Genomic DNA, 16,224 nt, shown 5'->3' on the forward strand with positions numbered 1-16,224 from the left:
ATGTTTAATAAAGTCATTACCAATCAAACCAAAACGATGGTTCTTTTGATGGTTGTTTTTACAACCGTTATTCTGATTTTTGGTGGATCGGTGTACTTTTCTATTGTTAATTTTTCGCATCAGAGGTTTTATGAATTGCTGAAAATCCGTACCACAACGATTGTGCAGATCGAGAAAAGCAAAGAACACCTTGACCTTCCCGAAAACTATATTCTCAACAGCAGGAATGATGAAGAACTTCCGATGGAAAGAGACTATGTTTTTGCAATTCCTACAGATTCTAATTTCAAAAAAATATCGCACGAAGTACATATTCCGGACACATTTTTTAAAAATATCATCAGATCCGGTGAAGCCAATTACAACGATTCTGAATTTTATTATATCGGTCAGACTTTCAAATATCAAAACAAAGATTATATCGCAATTGCTTCGGCAAAAAACCATTACGTGGTTCATTATCTTGGTTTTTTAAAAAGAACATTGATCACATGTATGATCCTTTCGATATTCTTCAGCATGATTTTCTCTTTTTATCTTTCTAAAACTTTATTCAAGCCAATTTTAAAAATCACTGGAAAAGTAAAAGAAATCAGCTCTGAAAATCTGCATTTAAGACTTGAACCTCAACCGGATAATAAAGAATTAAATGAATTGGTTGAAACATTCAACACGATGCTGACAAGAATTGAAACCTCTTTTGAAACTCAAAATCACCTGATTGGAAATGTTTCGCACGAGCTCAGAACACCGCTTACTTCGATTATGGGCGAAGCTGATGTTGCACTTTCTATCAACCGAACGGCAGAAGAATATAAAGAAACGCTCGAAATAATTTTGGATGAAGCCGAAAAGCTTGATAAAAAAATAAAAGCACTTTTACTAATTGCACAAACCGGATTTGATGGCAGAATTCAGAAAATCGATAAAGTAAGAATCGATCAGCTTTTATGGGATGTTATCGAAACTTTAAGAAGAATCGACTCCCGAAACAATATTTATCTTGACATCAGCATGCTTCCTGATAATCCTAAAAAACTGAAAGTTCAGGGTAATGAGCAGCTTCTTCATTTGGCGGTTGCCAATATCATCAATAACGGCTGTAAATATTCTAATCATCAACAGGTAAAAGTTTCTTTAGGAGCAACAGATACAGATCTTTACATCATCGTCAAAGATAACGGAATCGGTATTCCTGAATCTGAAATGAATAAAATCTACGATCCTTTTTTCCGCGCTTCGAATACCCGAAATTATGAAGGTTATGGTATCGGTCTTCCTCTTGCCAGAAATATTGTGAGAATGCACAACGGAGAATTGTTGGTAAGCTCACACGAAAATCAGGGAACAACTGTACAAATGCGTTTTCCTACGATTTACGGTACTCAGAAGGAAGAAAATCCAACTTAGCTTCAAAAAGAAGCTTTTCTTAAAATGAAATTCTAATCTCATTTTAATCTCTTTAATTACATTTTAATTTCGTTCCAAAGGTCTTCTAATCTTACAGATATAGTTTTGTATCATCAAAAAGATGTTACACAACTAAATCTAAAGATATGATCAAAACCATTTTAATAGCAACAGATTATTCTCTTGAGTCTCTTAATATTTTAAAAAGAGTTTTAAAAGAGAAAAACGCAGAAGAAAATGACACTCAATACAAAATTTTATTGGTATCGGGTTACGACATGGGAGATTCTATCAGAGATCTTCTTTTTACCACAAAATCTACTATTTTCAGTAAAATAAGAACTCAGGAATTTTGTGATGCATACGGAATTATCGTTAATAAATATCCGCATCTGGTTCACAAAATTGTATGCGACGTTTTCTCAGGAAGCTTCCAGAGAGCATTCAATAATTATGTGAAAGCTGAAGAAATTACAGAAGCATACTATTCGCCTTCGCTTAAAAATAAAAATACCAAAGGAAAATTCGATCTGAATCCTTACATCAAAAAATGTAAAGAATTGACGTCTCACGAAATGGTATTCGGAACTCCTCAATTTATGCCAGAAAAAGGCAGATTGGCGGAAGTTTTTGTGGAAGTTTAATGACTTTAAATAAACTATTTAAAATTTAAGTAAAATGTTAAGAAATTATAGTAACAGCAGGACGTTGGGAGACAACATAAAACTGGGGACGCTGACTGCCTTTACGGCAGGAACTATAAATATTGCATCTCTATTAATATTTCTCTCATTTACCTCAAACGTAACGGGACATTATGCCGTTTTTGCAGCAGAAATAAGCAAAGGAAACTGGAATCAGGTTGCCGTTGTCGGAGCCTGGATCTTCCTATTCTTCTTCGGCAGTTTTACCGCCAATTTTTTCGTTATCAACTTCAACAGAAAAAGTAAATATTTTGCACACGCAATGCCGATTGTTTTGGAGATTTTGTGTCTTTTGGCAGTAGGAATTTACGGACAGTTTTATTATCAGAAAACACTGGAAGAAGCAGAATATCTGGTCGCTTTAATGCTTTTTGCAACCGGTTTACAGAATGGTTTAACGGCGAGTATTTCCAACTTTTTGGTAAAAACAACCCACCTTACCGGAACAACAACCGACTTGGGGATTCTGATGTCTATGTTTACGCACAAAAAATACAGAAAAAACCCGGAATTGATTGCAAGAGCAAAGCTTTTATCAAGTGTCATGTTGGCTTATGTTACAGGAGCAGTGTTTTCAGGATTGACTTATTATTATCTGGAATTCAGCGTATTTTATGTAATCAGCGTTTGCTTGGTAGTCGTTATCGGATATGATCTTTATAAAATTCATCTGAGACACTTTTATACGAGCTACAGATATTCGAAAATCTATAAAAAACCCAATCTGATGGCTTATTTGTACGACAGAATACATGGAAGCGCCGAAGTGGTAATGAAACAAAAACGACCGGAAAAATCTAAACTGGTCTTAGAAGAAAAAATGATGTGACGATCATTGATTAAAATTTGGACAGCACAAATTGTATATACTTAGTTTGGGGCTCTTAATTGTTATACAATTAGGGGCTTTTTTTAATAGGATTGTGTAAAAGTTAGGGATAACTTAATCTTAAATCATTGTTTTACTGTTTTAAATCTTATTTGCTTTGCCTATTTTTGTAAGTTCATTACCCACTTATGTCAGATATTATTCAGCTTTTACCCGATCATGTAGCCAACCAAATCGCAGCCGGTGAGGTGGTGCAGCGTCCTGCATCTATTGTAAAAGAGCTTTTGGAAAACTCTATCGATGCTGGAGCTACAAAAATAGAGCTGATTATAAGAGATGCCGGGAAAAACCTTATTCAGGTTGTTGATGATGGAAAAGGAATGTCTGAGACCGATGCAAGAATGTCTTTTGAAAGACACGCCACATCAAAAATAAGAGGAACTGAAGATATATTTAAAATAGCAACCAAAGGATTCCGTGGTGAAGCTTTGGCTTCTATTGCTGCCGTTTCTCAGGTAGAATTAAAAACTAAACAAAAAGACACTGCATTAGGAACCAATATTTACATTGAAGGCGGAGTTTTCCAGTTTCAGGAACCAACGCAGACTTCGGAAGGTTCTAATTTTTTAGTTAAAAACCTTTTCTATAACGTTCCGGCAAGAAGAAAGTTTCTAAAAAATAATAATATTGAATTTCGTCATGTCATTGATGAATTTCAGCGTGTTGCTTTAGCTCACGAAGGTTTAGAATTTTCATTATTTCATGATGATGAGCCTATTTTTAAATTAAGAAAAGGAACTCAGATGCAGCGAATTGTTGATATTTTCGGCAGAAAGCTTCATCCACAGCTGATTCCTATAAAAGAAGATATTATCTGGTGTAAACTTCATGGTTTTGTAGCAAAACCGGAAGGTGCTAAGAAAACCCGTGGCGAACAGTTCCTTTTTGTAAATGGAAGATTTTTTAAAAGTCCATATTTCAACAAAGCCGTTCAGGAAGCTTTTGAAGGATTGCTTTTACCTGGATACATTCCTACATTTTTTCTTTTTCTTGAATTAGATCCTGAAAAAATTGATGTTAATATTCATCCTCAAAAAACAGAAGTAAAATTTGAAGATGAGCATCTTATTTTTGCTTTGCTCCGTTCTACCATCAAACGTGCTTTAGGAATTTACAATATTGCACCAAGTTTAGATTTCGAAAGAGATCCCCAACTTGATGAAATGATGCAGAAAAGCTTTCCCAGCAAAAGCAACAACATTGGAAATCTCAAAATGCCTGAAATAATTGTAGACCGAGATTACAATCCTTTTTTGGAAGAAAGGGGAAATCCGCAAATAGAAATTCAGAATCTTACAAAAATGTATCATCAGAACATTTCTGCAGAGCCTTCAAAAATCAATTTATTTGAAGATGAAGATTTTGATGAAGATTTGATGCGACTTCCCAACGGATATTGGCTTTTTAATAAAGGAGATTCTACATTAATGCTCGATCTGGGTAGAATGCATCGTCTTTTGGTGGCAGAAAGCAATAAAAAATCAAAAAAATCTACAAACAGACAGTCTCTCTTGTTTTCGTTGGAATATCATATGAACGAGACTGAAAAGAGCAAGTACAAAGCGATAAAAAAATATCTTCCAGAACTTGGGTTTGAAATGAGCATCAATCACGACAGCGTTTTAAGTATTGATGCAGTTCCTGAAGGATTGAAAGAATCTCAGGTGATGAAATTTCTGGAAAATCTTTTTGAAGTTTTAGAATATAAAACTGAGGAAGAGTTTTTACAGTTTTACCAGAATCAGTGGAACAAAATGCAGTCGAAATCCCGTTTTGATTTTATCTATAAAGCAGATGCTGAACAATTGATTAAAGATTTTACAGCATTGGGCTTCCCAGAATTTTTACCTAACGGAAAAAGATGTTTTTATGAGGTTCCGTTTAATGATTTTAAAAATAAATTTTAAGTAGATGTTTAATAATATACCGCCACTTACCCGAAATATCATTATAATAAATGTAGTTGTATTTATTGTAGTAACTCTTCTGAACAGCAATCAAGTAAATGCATATTTAGCAGCTTTCTATCCATTCTCACCCTTTTTTCACTCTTGGCAAATAATCACACATATGTTTATGCATGGAAGTTTTATGCATATTTTATTTAATATGCTGACTCTTTTCAGCTTCGGTCCGATACTGGAACAAAGCTTGGGTGACAAAAAATTTCTAATACTATATTTTTTAAGTGGGCTTGGTGCATTTTTCTTATTTAATTTATGGAATTTTGTTGAAGTTGAGCAAATCAAATCTAGTTTAGAAAGTTTTGGGTTTGACATTAATGGTTATTTAGCAGGAGAATCTGTTCAATTCAAAGGAAATTCGGCGGCTATTATTACCCAACAGGGATTATTAGAAGACTTAAAAAATATTATTTCAATACCGATGGTTGGTGCATCCGGAGCAATCTTTGGAGTTATTGCTGCGTTTGCAACTTTATATCCTGAAGCAAGAATTGGAATTATGTTCATTCCCATTCCCGTAAAAGTAAAATATGTTCTCCCAATTGTTATTATCGTTTCAATAGGATTAGGCGTTACAGGAAGCGTTGGTGGAATTGCTCACTTAGCTCACGTTGGAGGTGCAATTGTAGGGTTTATTTTAGCTAAAATTTGGAAAAAACACTTATATAGATTCAAATAACATCTTGTGAAAATTTTCCGATTAATACTTTTCATACTGCATTTAGGATTATTACTTCTGTTAACAGGAGTTTTACTGAATGCTTATATTCCACCGAAAATTTTTCCTTGGTCTAATTTACTGTCTTTAGGCTTTCCTATTTTAGTTATTGGATATGTTATTCTCACGTTCTTTTGGATTTTCAGCTGGAAAAAAAGAGCATTTGTCTTTATGTTTTTGGGATTATTTTTCTTAAATCCTGTAAAGAGATGGGTTAATTATTCTTCTGAAAGTAAAGAAACAGCAAACCTTAAAATTCTTACGTTTAATATAAAAGGAGGTACTTTAGGTAAAGATAAAATACAAGATTATATTGATCATCAAAAAGCAGATCTAGTTTTTGTTCAAGAAAACGGAGGAGAATTAAAACTTCAAAACCTTACCGGAAAGGATAGTATTCCTGTAATATCACTTTACACACATTATAAAATTATTTCCCGTAAAAATCTATTTGAAGGTCTTCCTAATAGAGATATAACTGTACAGTGCGAACAAGTAGACCTTGAAATTAGAGATAAAATCTATCGTGTCATAAATGTTCATTTAGAATCTTTCGGTGTTGTAAAAAGTATGGTTAAACTTAACGGAAACAGCGAGGAAGATGAGCAAAAAGTAAAGAATATTGTAAAGCGCTTAATTCCTACTTTTAAATCGCACCAAGAACAAGTTCAAATTATCAGAAAAAGTATTGATGCTTCTCCTTACCCTGTAATTGTTGCAGGAGATTTTAATGCCGTTCCTAATTCTTATGAATACTATAAAACCTCAGAAGGATTAAAAGATGCTTTCTACGAAGTAGGCAGAGGAAGTGGAACCAGTTTTCATGATTACAAATACCCCTTAAGAATAGATTATATTTTTACTTCAGAATCTATAAAACCGGTTAGCTATAAAGTTGATCGCTCCGTAAATCTTTCTGATCATTTTCCGGTGATTGCTACTTTTAAAATTGAATAAAACCAACTATTTAAATTTCATAAAACGCTGATTGGCAGAATTTTTGTTACTAAACAAACATTTGAATTCATGAAGCGGTTTCCCTTTTTACTTTTTATCCATTTAGTTGTTTTAACACTGTTAATCAGCACATTTGCAAACGCTTGGATAGCTCCCAATTATTTCAGTAAGCTCAATCTTCTTTCATTAGGTTTTCCTTATTTAATTTTAGCCCATCTTTTATTTACACTTATTTGGATTATTAAAAGAAAAAAAATTGCTCTCATTTTTATTCTTTCAACATTTATTTTTTACAATCCTGTAAGACGATGGGTAAATTTCTCTCCGCAAAACAGCAATATTACTTCTGCCAAAACAGATATAAAAGTTTTAACCTACAACGTGAAATATGGAAGTTTGGGCTGGGATAATGTAAAAAAATATATCCGAGATCAAAATGCCGACATCATTCTGGTTCAGGAAAAAGACACCAATAGAGCACTCAGAAGCGATTTGATAAAATATCCTTCGGTGATATTAAAAACCAAACACAAAATTTTGAGACAGGGAGATTTAATCAATGATGCTTCTAAAGGCAATTCTTTTTTTGCAGATATTGATATCAATGGTAAAATCGTAAGAGTTGTAAACGTCTATCTGGAACCTTTCAGATTAAATAAAAACATGCTTGGAATGGAAGATGAAAACTCCGAGAAAAAAGAAAACAATAAAATGGAAGCTCTTTTTTCAAGACTGATTCCTACCTTCAGAACGCATGAAGAACAGGTTAAGAAAATCAGAAAAGCAGTTGACAATTCGCCTTATCCGGTGATTCTTGCAGGAGATTTTAATTCCGTTCCTAATTCCTGGGAATACTATAATTTAGGCAAAAACTTAGATGATGCCTTTGTAAAAGCAGGAAATGGAAGTTCTACAAGTTTTCATGATTATAAATTTCCTCTGAGAATAGATTATATTTTTGCATCCAGCAGCATTATTCCCAAAAGTTACAAAGTAGATTATTCTGTAAAATTATCAGATCATTATCCTGTAATTGCTGAATTTCTATTAAATTAGTCGCATGAAAAATGTGATTTTTGCCAGTGTCATTTTATCTTTATCAACGGTTGCGTGTTCTCAACGAGAACCCGTTGTCAATAACGTTCAGGAATTAAAAGTAAAATACGATACCACAGCAATAGATTCTTTTTCGGCAGGCGCTACATCGGTTGATATTGCAAGACAAATAAGAATGTCTTCACAAAAATATCAGGATTCTTTAAAAGAGGCCTTAAAATTGCAACAAGAAGAAAAAAGAATTACCGAAGAACTTGAAAAAGAAAATAAAAAGAAAGCTGAAGCAGAGAAAAAACTAAAAGCTTCTGAAAACGCAGCAGAATAATTAAATTAATTTTTATCTCAAAAGAAAATTTTTTGTTCCTTTTCTCGTTTAAAAACACATCATCAATTCATTTAAATCAACATTAAAAATATACACAATGAAAAAGCACATTTTAGCAGCAGTAGCCGTTTCTACACTATTTGTTGCATGCACAAAGTCAACAACAACTGAAAAAACTGAAAATCCTGACGGATCTGTAACAACGACAACGACGACAGAACTCGGTACAGACTTGGTAGATAGCTCAAAAATAGATAAGGCAAAAAGCGATATTAAAAATACCGTAGATAATGCGGGTGATAAAATAGAGAATACTGCTCAGAAAGCAAAAGAGGATATCAACGCTGCAGGAAAAGATCTTAAAAGCGAAGCCAATAAAGTAGGGAAAGATATTAAGTCTGGAGCTCAGGATGTGAGTAAAGATGTAAAAGATGCAGCTGCAAAAGGAGCTCAGAAAGTAGAGGATGGTGCGAAAAAATTCAAAGAAGATCTTAAAAAATAAAAGATAAAACCGCAGAAATTTCTGCGGTTTTTTTATGCTTTATTTAGCTCCAATAAAGGATCAATATATTCTCTGTCGTTACTCAGTCTAGGAACTTTGTTTTGTCCGCCTAATTTACCCTTAGATTCAAGCCAGCAATAGAAAAGATTAGGTCTTGCAATATGCACTACCGGCTTTTTCAGTGTAATATTATTGTATCTTTTGGCTTCGTAATCAGAATTGATGCTTTTCAGGTGTCTATCAAAAATATCCGTGAATAATTCTAAATTTTCGGGATGCTCACTAAACTCAAAAATCCATTCATGGGCGCCGCTTTCATTTTCTTTCATAAAAATCGGAGCTCCGGTAAAATCTTTTACAGAAGAGTTTGTTTCCTGACAAGCTTTGGTTAAAGCCGATTCTACATTGGTAATCATCAGTTCTTCCCCAAAAGCATTAATGTAATGTTTTGTACGACCCGTAATTTTTATTCTGAAAGGATTTGTTGAAGTGAAAATAACAGTATCTCCTATTAAGTACCTCCAAAGTCCGCCATTGGTTGTAATTACCATTGCATAGTTTTTTCCGACCTCTACACCTTCCAGACTTACCACTTTCGGATTGGAACGGTGAAACTCATCCATAGGAATAAACTCATAGAAAATTCCGTAATCGAGCATCAGAAGCATTTCGTCACTATTCGATCTGTCCTGAATTCCGAAAAATCCTTCAGAAGCATTATAGATTTCATAGTAATTGATGTCTTTCCCGATAATCGGTTTATATTGCTCTTTATAAGGTTTAAAACTAATTCCTCCGTGAAAAAACACTTCCAGATTTGGCCAAAGTTCAGAAACATTTTTTACATCCGTTTCTTTTAAAACTCTCTGTAATAAAACCATCATCCAACTTGGAACTCCGAGAATACTTCCTACGTCTTCATTTTTAACTTCAGAAACAATGGCTTTCAGTTTACTTTCCCACTCTCCCATCAATGAAACTTTCTTGCTTGGCGTTGTTGTAATTTCAACCCAAAAAGGAAGATTATCAATTAAAATAGCGGAAAGATCACCGAATTTTGTGTTGAAATCTGCATACAATTCAGAGCTTCCGCCCAAACGTAAATTTTTATTGGTGAAAAGTTGATTTTCCGGATGGTTATTGGCGTAAATGGAAACCATATCCTTTCCAGCTTTCATATGGCAATATTCAAGGCTTTCTGCCGAAATAGGAATGAATTTACTTTTGGCATTGGTTGTTCCGGAAGATTTTGCAAAATGCTTGATATAACCAGGCCAACTTACGTCTTTATAACCTTGTCTTGCGCGCTCAACATAAGGTTCAAATTCTTCATAAGTAACAATCGGAACTTTATTTTTAAAATCCTGATAACTTGAAATAGAATTAAACCCATATTTCTTGCCGTATTCCGTGTCTTCTGCATGGAATAACTGAGAAAACAGGATTCCTTTCTGTGTCTCGATAGGATAATCCATAAAATGCTGAATCTGATCTATCCTCTGCTTGATAAACCAATTGACTACCGTATTGAAAAGTGCTTTCGTTGCCATTCTGACAAATATAATAATATTTGGATTTTCAACGAGTTATTTAAACAAAAAAACCATCACAAATTTGCAATGGTTCTCATATTAATTTTTAAATACTAAAAGATTAGCAGTACTCATCGTAAGCAGCCTGTAGGTTTGCCGCAATAGCTCCTGCAGGATTTCCTTCAATATGATGTCTTTCAAGCATGTGTACCAATTCTCCGTCTTTGAAAAGAGCCACACATGGTGAGCTTGGAGGGAATGGTGCCAAATGTTTTCTAGCCGCTTCTACCGCTTCTTTATCGAAACCTGCAAAAACTGTAGTCAGATGGTCTGGTTTTTTATCTCCTGTTAAAGAGTAAACAACGCCCGGTCTTGCCGCTCCCGCTGCACAACCACATACAGAATTGATTACTAAAAGAGTAGTTCCTGATTGTTTTAAAGCATCTTCTACCTGAGCAGGAGTTGCCAAATCTGCGAAACCTTTATCTGTAAGCTCAGCCTTCATAGGCATTACTAAATCTGTTGGATACATTTCTTATTTTTTTTAAGTGTTTACAAATTTACACAATTCTGCATGTATTTACAATTTATAAAAACTATCTAAGTATTTAATAAACAAAATTAAAAGTTATTGATATATAACGATATAATAATAAATTTAATTAATATTTAAATAAAATACATTGATATTAAATTATATTTGCTAAATTTGAAATGATTCTAAAAACGATTTCCATGAAAAAAAACTTATTAATTAATCTTTCAGGATATTAGAGTAAATCTAATGCCAATGTAATTCCCTCACCTTTATCTTTGTTTTATCTTAGGTTTTTAGAATATTTATAAAAAAAATATCGATAAAGGATTTACAATAAGTGAAGTCCGAATACTAATTTCGGGCTTCATTATTAAAAGTAATAAATTAAACATAAATCTTAAAAATTACTTATCTACTCAGAAAACTACAAACAAATACATTTTAAATATTGAAAATGGCTTAGGAAATTACATCCACCATTTTATTAAAAAATAAAATCAACATTCATATTAAAAACGAAGCCCGAAACATAAAGTTTCGGGCTTCGTTAATCAAATCGATATGCAAAGGTTGAATATCCTTAATAAATGGTGGATGGGTTTTGGTTGATAGTCGATAGTTTAATCTATCAACAAACAACTATGAACCAATAGCTATGAAAGTAACTTCTTCGCCATTTCTGAGATACTTTTTCCGTCAGATTTTCCGGCTAAATTTTTTGAAGCCGTTCCCATCACCTTTCCTAAATCTTTAATAGACTCAGCTCCGGTTTCGGAAATAATCTGCTTAATTTCAGCTTCCAATTCTTCAGAAGATAATTGTGCAGGTAGAAACTTCTCAATGACTTTCATCTGAGCTTCTTCTACTTCCGCCAAATCATTTCTTCCCTGAGCTGTAAACTGCTCGTAAGAATCTTTACGCTGTTTGATCATTCTCTGCAAAATTGAAATTTCCTGCTCAGATGAAACTTCAGCTCCTAAAGCTTCGGTTTTTAGCAATAATATCTGAGATTTTACAGCACGAAGAGAATCTAAAGCTACTCTGTCTTTAGCTCTCATTGCTGTTTTTATTGCTTCACTTATGGTAAGTTCTAAACTCATTATAATTAATTTAACAATGTAAAAGTGTATCAATGTACCAATAACTTAATGCACAAAATTGATACATTATTAGATTGATACATTGTTACATTATTTTAGTCTACGTCTTTATTTAAAAATCTATTTTCTCTGATCTGCATGTTCCCATTGTTGTCAGACAAATACGTGTTGATATTTTGATCTGACGCATTAGAACCGTCAATGGAAATGTTTTTTCTCTTGAAGGCAGGTACAGATTCAAATTCATTCACATTATCGAAATTCTGGTAACGAGAATTGAATTCTTTCAGTTTGTTTCTTCTCTCAACTACTCTTTCCTGCTCTGCAGGTTTATTAACAAAAGTAAATTCAGATTCTGTTTGTTTCTGAGTCTCTACTTCTGATCTGTTTTGGAAAGTTGATCTTTCTTCTACTTTCGGCTGTTCAGGAGTTTGATAGAATGTTTCTATTTTTTGAGTAGTTTCTTCTATTTTTTTCTCGATTACTGAAGTTTCAAACTCATTTTTTGGCTGGCCAAAATCATATTTAGGCTCAACAACAGGTTCGTTAACGGTGAAGTTAAACTCAACCTTTTTTTCGTCTGAATAGCTATTGTTGAATGAATTTTCCTTTGGCTCTTCTTTTTTATTGTCAAAATCAAAAGAAAAAGACTGAATTTCTAAATCATTCGGATCGTCATCAAAAGAAAACAAATTCACATCATTATCATCGCTCGATTCTTCGCTTCTCCAGCTCTGAATCGGGCTTTCCAATGTATCTTCCTCTCTATCAGAGAATTTTATTTCGGTTTTTACCTCTTCATCCTCAATAATCATTTTTTTTTCAGAAGACGTCATCTTAAACTGTGGCGCATCCTGATCTTCATCATCTAATCTGAAAAGATTTTTTCCTCCAAAGTCGTATCCCTGTTCAGGAGCAACCTCTCTCTCATCTCTTGTTTTGAAAGGCGAAGTTTTTGGGTTGTCTAAAGCATCATTTAAACCGATTCTGATTTTCTCAGTAGGCCCAGAAAACTTTTGGTTATCGTTAGAAAAACCAGTAGCAATAACCAATACACTTACCGCATCACCCAATTCTTCGTCAGCTCCAACACCAAAAATAATATCTGCTGTGTGACCTGCTTCTTTTTGGATATAATCCATGATGATACCGATTTCGTCCATTGTAGCTTCTTCTACACCACTTCTGATCAACAATAACACGTTTCTTGCGCCCGTAATTTTGTTGTCGTTCAATAATGGAGAATCCAATGCTTTTCTTACTGCTTCTTCAGCTTTATTTTCGCCAGAAGCCATTCCTGTAGACATCAATGCCGTACCAGAATTCTGAAGCACAGATTTAGCATCTCTAAAGTCAATGTTTACATCAAAGTAACCGGTAATAACCTCTGCCATTCCTTTTGCAGCATTGGTTAAAACTTCATCGGCTTTTGAGAATCCTTGTTTGAAACCAAGGTTACCAAATTGCTGTCTTAATTTATCATTATTGATTACAATTAATGAATCAACATTATTTCTTAATTTATCAAGTCCTAATTCTGCCTGATCAAGTCTTCTTTTTCCTTCAAAGCTGAAAGGTACGGTAACAATACCTACCGTAAGAATTCCCATATCTTTGGCAACTTTAGCAATAACCGGAGCCGCACCCGTTCCGGTACCACCACCCATTCCTGCGGTGATGAAAACCATTTTGGTGTTTTGCCCCATTGCTGCTTTAATATCTTCGATACTTTCGATAGCCGCTTTTTCCCCTACTTCAGGATCTGCACCCGCTCCAAGACCTTCAGTAATGGTAACTCCCAACTGAACTTTATTTGAAACCGGATTGTTATCTAAAGTCTGTGCATCAGTATTACAAATCACGAAATCTACCCCGTGAATACCTTTTTCGTACATGTGTTTTAGAGCGTTGTTTCCACCGCCTCCAACACCAATAACTTTGATGATCGAAGAATTCCCTTTTGGCAGATCAAATGAAAATCCTTGTGTGCCTATATTTTCCATATTTAATTTTTTCTAAATTGATAATCGACTATGATAGTTGATGAGAAAATCGTTCATCGCTTATCATTCATCATTTATATTTTTATTCTACTTCTTCAAAGAATTTTTTCACTTTCTCCATCAGCGACTGTCCGAAGGTTGGTTTCGAAGATCTAGATGTTTGTACCGGAGCTTTAAATTCTTCTTCTATTTGCGGAGCTACCTGAGTTTCAGCATTAATATCAGTTTGCACTTCTTTTTGCTCAACTTTAGCATCAACCTCAATTTCAACCTCTTCTTCTACAACAACCGTTTTTTTGTCTCTGATTTTTAAACTTTCCATCAGCAAACCAATAGATGTTGCAAATTCCGGTCCTTTAAGATACTGGTTTTTATCGTTTGCAATGTATTCATTTGCAAAACCAATTCTGCTGTCGAAACCTGTTGTATAATTTGCCAACTGACGAAGATGTTTCAAGTTTGAACCACCACCCGTCAATACAATTCCTGCAATCAGTTTTTTCTTTTGTTCGAAAGCTCCGTAAGCTTTCAATTCTGTGTTAACCATTTCCAAGATTTCCTCCACTCTCGCATTGATAATCTGCGCTAAAGTTTTAAGAGAAATCTCTTTATCCGGTCTTCCGTGAAGCCCCGGAATGGTTACAAATGTGCTGTCTTTTTCCAATTCAGGAACAGCAGAACCGAACTTAACCTTTAATTGCTCGGCGTGCTTTTCAATAATTGAACAACCTTCTTTGATGTCTTCCGTGATAATTCCGCCTCCGTAAGGAATGACGCAAGTATGACGGATGATATTATCTTTAAAAATAGCAATATCTGTAGTACCACCACCGATGTCTACAATTGCTACTCCTGCTTCTTTTTCTTCTTTGGTAAGAACAGCTTCAGAAGATGCTAAAGGCTCTAAAGTAAGTGCCTCCATTTCCAAACCTGCTTCTCTTACGCATCTTGCGATGTTTCTGATGCTTCCCATTTGTCCTACAACAACGTGAAAATTCGCTTCCAGACGTTTTCCGTGCATTCCGACAGGCTCCTGAATTTCTCCTTCAGAATCAACCTTATATTCCTGCGGAAGTACGTGGATAATTTCTTCTCCTGGTAACATCACCAGTTTTTTTACCTGATCTTTTAACGCTTCAATATCATCGTCTGTAATGAATCTATCTGGATGCTCACGCATAATGTAATCTGAATGCTGCAGTGAACGAATGTGTTTTCCTGCAATACCTACAGTTACCTTATGAATAGGAACTCCTGCGCTTGACTGTGCTTCTGACACAGCTGCCTTAATGGAGTTAATGGTTTGTGAAATATTATTCACAATTCCTTTATGAACTCCCAGACTTTTTGCCTTCCCTACACCGAGAATTTCTATTTTCCCGTGTGCATTCCTCCTTCCGACAATGGCGACAATCTTGGTTGTCCCGATGTCAAGACCTACTGAATACTCTTGATTTTCCATTGTATATATCTCGATTTGATTTAATTACTTTTTTTATTAAATAGGATTACATCCTATCCTTTATTAAGTCGTCCCTTTGGGACTCTTTTTTTATTCTATTTTAATTTTTGCTTTGGGTTTTGCCGCCGTTTTCTTTTCTGGAGTTTTCTTTTTCTCCTTTGGTTTGACGACCGCTTTCGGCTTCGTATTTTCTTTCGGTTTTAAAGAAGTGGAGCTCGCTTTTTTTACTATCGCAACCGGAGCTTTTACCAAATCTTTATGACTTGCTTTTAAAATACTGTCATTTTCTTTAAAATAAGGATTCAGTGTTGTTACAATCTGATTTTGATACTTTACCGAAATCATCTTATACTTTTGCGGATCCTGAAACACCAGATATTTTTCTACAAAAGTCTTAAAACCTTTTACTTTTAATTCAATATTGTCTAAATCTCCTATTTCCACTCTATAAATTCCCTCACTAGTCAGAAGATTATAGCTGTCTTTATATTTTGAGATCCCGATGAAATATTTTTTACTGAAATCATCTTTGTCAATTTTATCAACTAATTCGGCAAGCTTTTCATATTCATCTTTTTTCACATCACCTGTCACCAACATACAAGGATGAGAATAGGTTTTAGAGATCGGAAATTCTATTCCTTTTTCGTCCACATAAAAATCCTTTCCTTTATAATTCAGCCTGAAAACCGGAACTCTTTGTTTGATGTCTAAATTCAGTTTTCCATTTAAATTTAAATATACATTCGCGCTGTCAACCGCAGGAAGCGCATTAATTTTCTTTTCAAGCTCAGGAATATTTAAATCTCCAACTTTTCTTGACGGATTTTCTTTATTAACAATCTCACGAATATCTTTTTCATCAATGAAATAAACCGGAGTTTTTTCATTCATTTTTACAGAAATTTTATTGTCCGTAATCTTCTGACCCCCAAATTTCTTCAACGAGAAACTCAGCAGGAACCCAAGAATGATCACTGTGATGGCAATTTTTAAAATTCTGTATTTGTTTTTCATACTTTTTTGTATTCATGTATTAATGTATTCATGAGCATTCATTAATA

Annotated in this window: 15 protein-coding genes; 9 read left to right on the forward strand and 6 right to left on the reverse strand. The window is 34.2% G+C overall.

The window, feature by feature from the left end:
* The 9 genes from BUR17_RS11240 to BUR17_RS11280 all read left to right on the forward strand — a co-directional run bounded on the left by BUR17_RS11240 (position 1) and on the right by BUR17_RS11280 (position 8,525).
* Positions 1 to 1,410, forward strand: a complete 1,410-nt coding sequence (locus tag BUR17_RS11240; protein WP_074230472.1) for a sensor histidine kinase — start codon at positions 1 to 3, stop codon at positions 1,408 to 1,410.
* 146 nt (positions 1,411 to 1,556) lie between these two features.
* On the forward strand, positions 1,557 to 2,054 hold the full coding sequence (locus BUR17_RS11245; RefSeq protein ID WP_074230473.1) for a hypothetical protein: 498 nt from the start codon (positions 1,557 to 1,559) through the stop codon (positions 2,052 to 2,054).
* 34 nt (positions 2,055 to 2,088) lie between these two features.
* A complete protein-coding gene (locus BUR17_RS11250) occupies positions 2,089 to 2,943 on the forward strand; it encodes a YoaK family protein (protein WP_074230474.1) in 855 nt (284 codons plus the stop codon).
* Positions 2,944 to 3,131: 188 nt separating this feature from the next.
* Entirely contained in the window at positions 3,132 to 4,910 is a 1,779-nt protein-coding gene (mutL, locus tag BUR17_RS11255) for a DNA mismatch repair endonuclease MutL (protein ID WP_074230475.1), read from the forward strand.
* 4 nt (positions 4,911 to 4,914) lie between these two features.
* Positions 4,915 to 5,646, forward strand: a complete 732-nt coding sequence (locus tag BUR17_RS11260) for a rhomboid family intramembrane serine protease (RefSeq protein WP_074230476.1) — start codon at positions 4,915 to 4,917, stop codon at positions 5,644 to 5,646.
* A gap of 6 nt (positions 5,647 to 5,652) precedes the next feature.
* Positions 5,653 to 6,642 carry an endonuclease/exonuclease/phosphatase family protein gene (locus BUR17_RS11265; RefSeq protein WP_074230477.1) on the forward strand — a complete coding sequence of 330 codons (990 nt, stop codon included), beginning with the start codon at positions 5,653 to 5,655 and terminating at the stop codon, positions 6,640 to 6,642.
* A gap of 69 nt (positions 6,643 to 6,711) precedes the next feature.
* Positions 6,712 to 7,698, forward strand: a complete 987-nt coding sequence (locus tag BUR17_RS11270; protein ID WP_074230478.1) for an endonuclease/exonuclease/phosphatase family protein — start codon at positions 6,712 to 6,714, stop codon at positions 7,696 to 7,698.
* Between the two features lie 4 nt (positions 7,699 to 7,702).
* A complete protein-coding gene (locus tag BUR17_RS11275; protein WP_074230479.1) occupies positions 7,703 to 8,023 on the forward strand; it encodes a hypothetical protein in 321 nt (106 codons plus the stop codon).
* 97 nt (positions 8,024 to 8,120) lie between these two features.
* Entirely contained in the window at positions 8,121 to 8,525 is a 405-nt protein-coding gene (locus BUR17_RS11280; protein WP_074230480.1) for a hypothetical protein, read from the forward strand.
* A gap of 32 nt (positions 8,526 to 8,557) precedes the next feature.
* On the opposite strand, the gene BUR17_RS11285 is transcribed toward BUR17_RS11280, so the two are convergent.
* From BUR17_RS11285 to BUR17_RS11310, 6 genes are all read right to left on the reverse strand, one after another.
* Positions 8,558 to 10,075, reverse strand: coding sequence for a GH3 auxin-responsive promoter family protein (locus BUR17_RS11285; protein WP_074230481.1), 1,518 nt, complete (start codon positions 10,073 to 10,075; stop codon positions 8,558 to 8,560).
* Positions 10,076 to 10,178: 103 nt separating this feature from the next.
* Positions 10,179 to 10,589: a BrxA/BrxB family bacilliredoxin gene (locus tag BUR17_RS11290; protein WP_074230482.1), complete on the reverse strand. Its 411-nt coding sequence runs from the start codon at positions 10,587 to 10,589 to the stop codon at positions 10,179 to 10,181.
* Positions 10,590 to 11,248: 659 nt separating this feature from the next.
* Positions 11,249 to 11,695, reverse strand: coding sequence for a GatB/YqeY domain-containing protein (locus BUR17_RS11295; protein ID WP_074230483.1), 447 nt, complete (start codon positions 11,693 to 11,695; stop codon positions 11,249 to 11,251).
* 95 nt (positions 11,696 to 11,790) lie between these two features.
* Complete coding sequence (ftsZ, locus tag BUR17_RS11300) at positions 11,791 to 13,698, reverse strand: cell division protein FtsZ (RefSeq protein ID WP_074230484.1); 1,908 nt, start codon at positions 13,696 to 13,698, stop codon at positions 11,791 to 11,793.
* Between the two features lie 82 nt (positions 13,699 to 13,780).
* Positions 13,781 to 15,160, reverse strand: coding sequence for a cell division protein FtsA (gene ftsA, locus BUR17_RS11305; RefSeq protein ID WP_074230485.1), 1,380 nt, complete (start codon positions 15,158 to 15,160; stop codon positions 13,781 to 13,783).
* 90 nt (positions 15,161 to 15,250) lie between these two features.
* Positions 15,251 to 16,177, reverse strand: coding sequence for a cell division protein FtsQ/DivIB (locus tag BUR17_RS11310; RefSeq protein ID WP_074230486.1), 927 nt, complete (start codon positions 16,175 to 16,177; stop codon positions 15,251 to 15,253).
* Positions 16,178 to 16,224: the final 47 nt, after the last annotated feature.

It is taken from the genome of Chryseobacterium scophthalmum (genome assembly GCF_900143185.1).
GTDB classification, from domain to species: Bacteria; Bacteroidota; Bacteroidia; order Flavobacteriales; family Weeksellaceae; genus Chryseobacterium; species Chryseobacterium scophthalmum.

Bases quoted from the DNA above. Each gene is read 5' to 3' on its own strand.
- BUR17_RS11240 (WP_074230472.1), top strand. From the start codon at position 1: ATGTTTAATAAAGTCATTACCAATCAAACCAAAACGATGGTTCTTTTG.
- BUR17_RS11245 (WP_074230473.1), top strand. From the start codon at position 1,557: ATGATCAAAACCATTTTAATAGCAACAGATTATTCTCTTGAGTCTCTT.
- BUR17_RS11250 (WP_074230474.1), top strand. From the start codon at position 2,089: ATGTTAAGAAATTATAGTAACAGCAGGACGTTGGGAGACAACATAAAA.
- mutL (WP_074230475.1), top strand. From the start codon at position 3,132: ATGTCAGATATTATTCAGCTTTTACCCGATCATGTAGCCAACCAAATC.
- BUR17_RS11260 (WP_074230476.1), top strand. From the start codon at position 4,915: ATGTTTAATAATATACCGCCACTTACCCGAAATATCATTATAATAAAT.
- BUR17_RS11270 (WP_074230478.1), top strand. From the start codon at position 6,712: ATGAAGCGGTTTCCCTTTTTACTTTTTATCCATTTAGTTGTTTTAACA.
- BUR17_RS11275 (WP_074230479.1), top strand. From the start codon at position 7,703: ATGAAAAATGTGATTTTTGCCAGTGTCATTTTATCTTTATCAACGGTT.
- BUR17_RS11280 (WP_074230480.1), top strand. From the start codon at position 8,121: ATGAAAAAGCACATTTTAGCAGCAGTAGCCGTTTCTACACTATTTGTT.
- BUR17_RS11285 (WP_074230481.1), bottom strand. From the start codon at position 10,075: ATGGCAACGAAAGCACTTTTCAATACGGTAGTCAATTGGTTTATCAAG.
- BUR17_RS11290 (WP_074230482.1), bottom strand. From the start codon at position 10,589: ATGTATCCAACAGATTTAGTAATGCCTATGAAGGCTGAGCTTACAGAT.
- BUR17_RS11295 (WP_074230483.1), bottom strand. From the start codon at position 11,695: ATGAGTTTAGAACTTACCATAAGTGAAGCAATAAAAACAGCAATGAGA.
- ftsZ (WP_074230484.1), bottom strand. From the start codon at position 13,698: ATGGAAAATATAGGCACACAAGGATTTTCATTTGATCTGCCAAAAGGG.
- ftsA (WP_074230485.1), bottom strand. From the start codon at position 15,160: ATGGAAAATCAAGAGTATTCAGTAGGTCTTGACATCGGGACAACCAAG.
- BUR17_RS11310 (WP_074230486.1), bottom strand. From the start codon at position 16,177: ATGAAAAACAAATACAGAATTTTAAAAATTGCCATCACAGTGATCATT.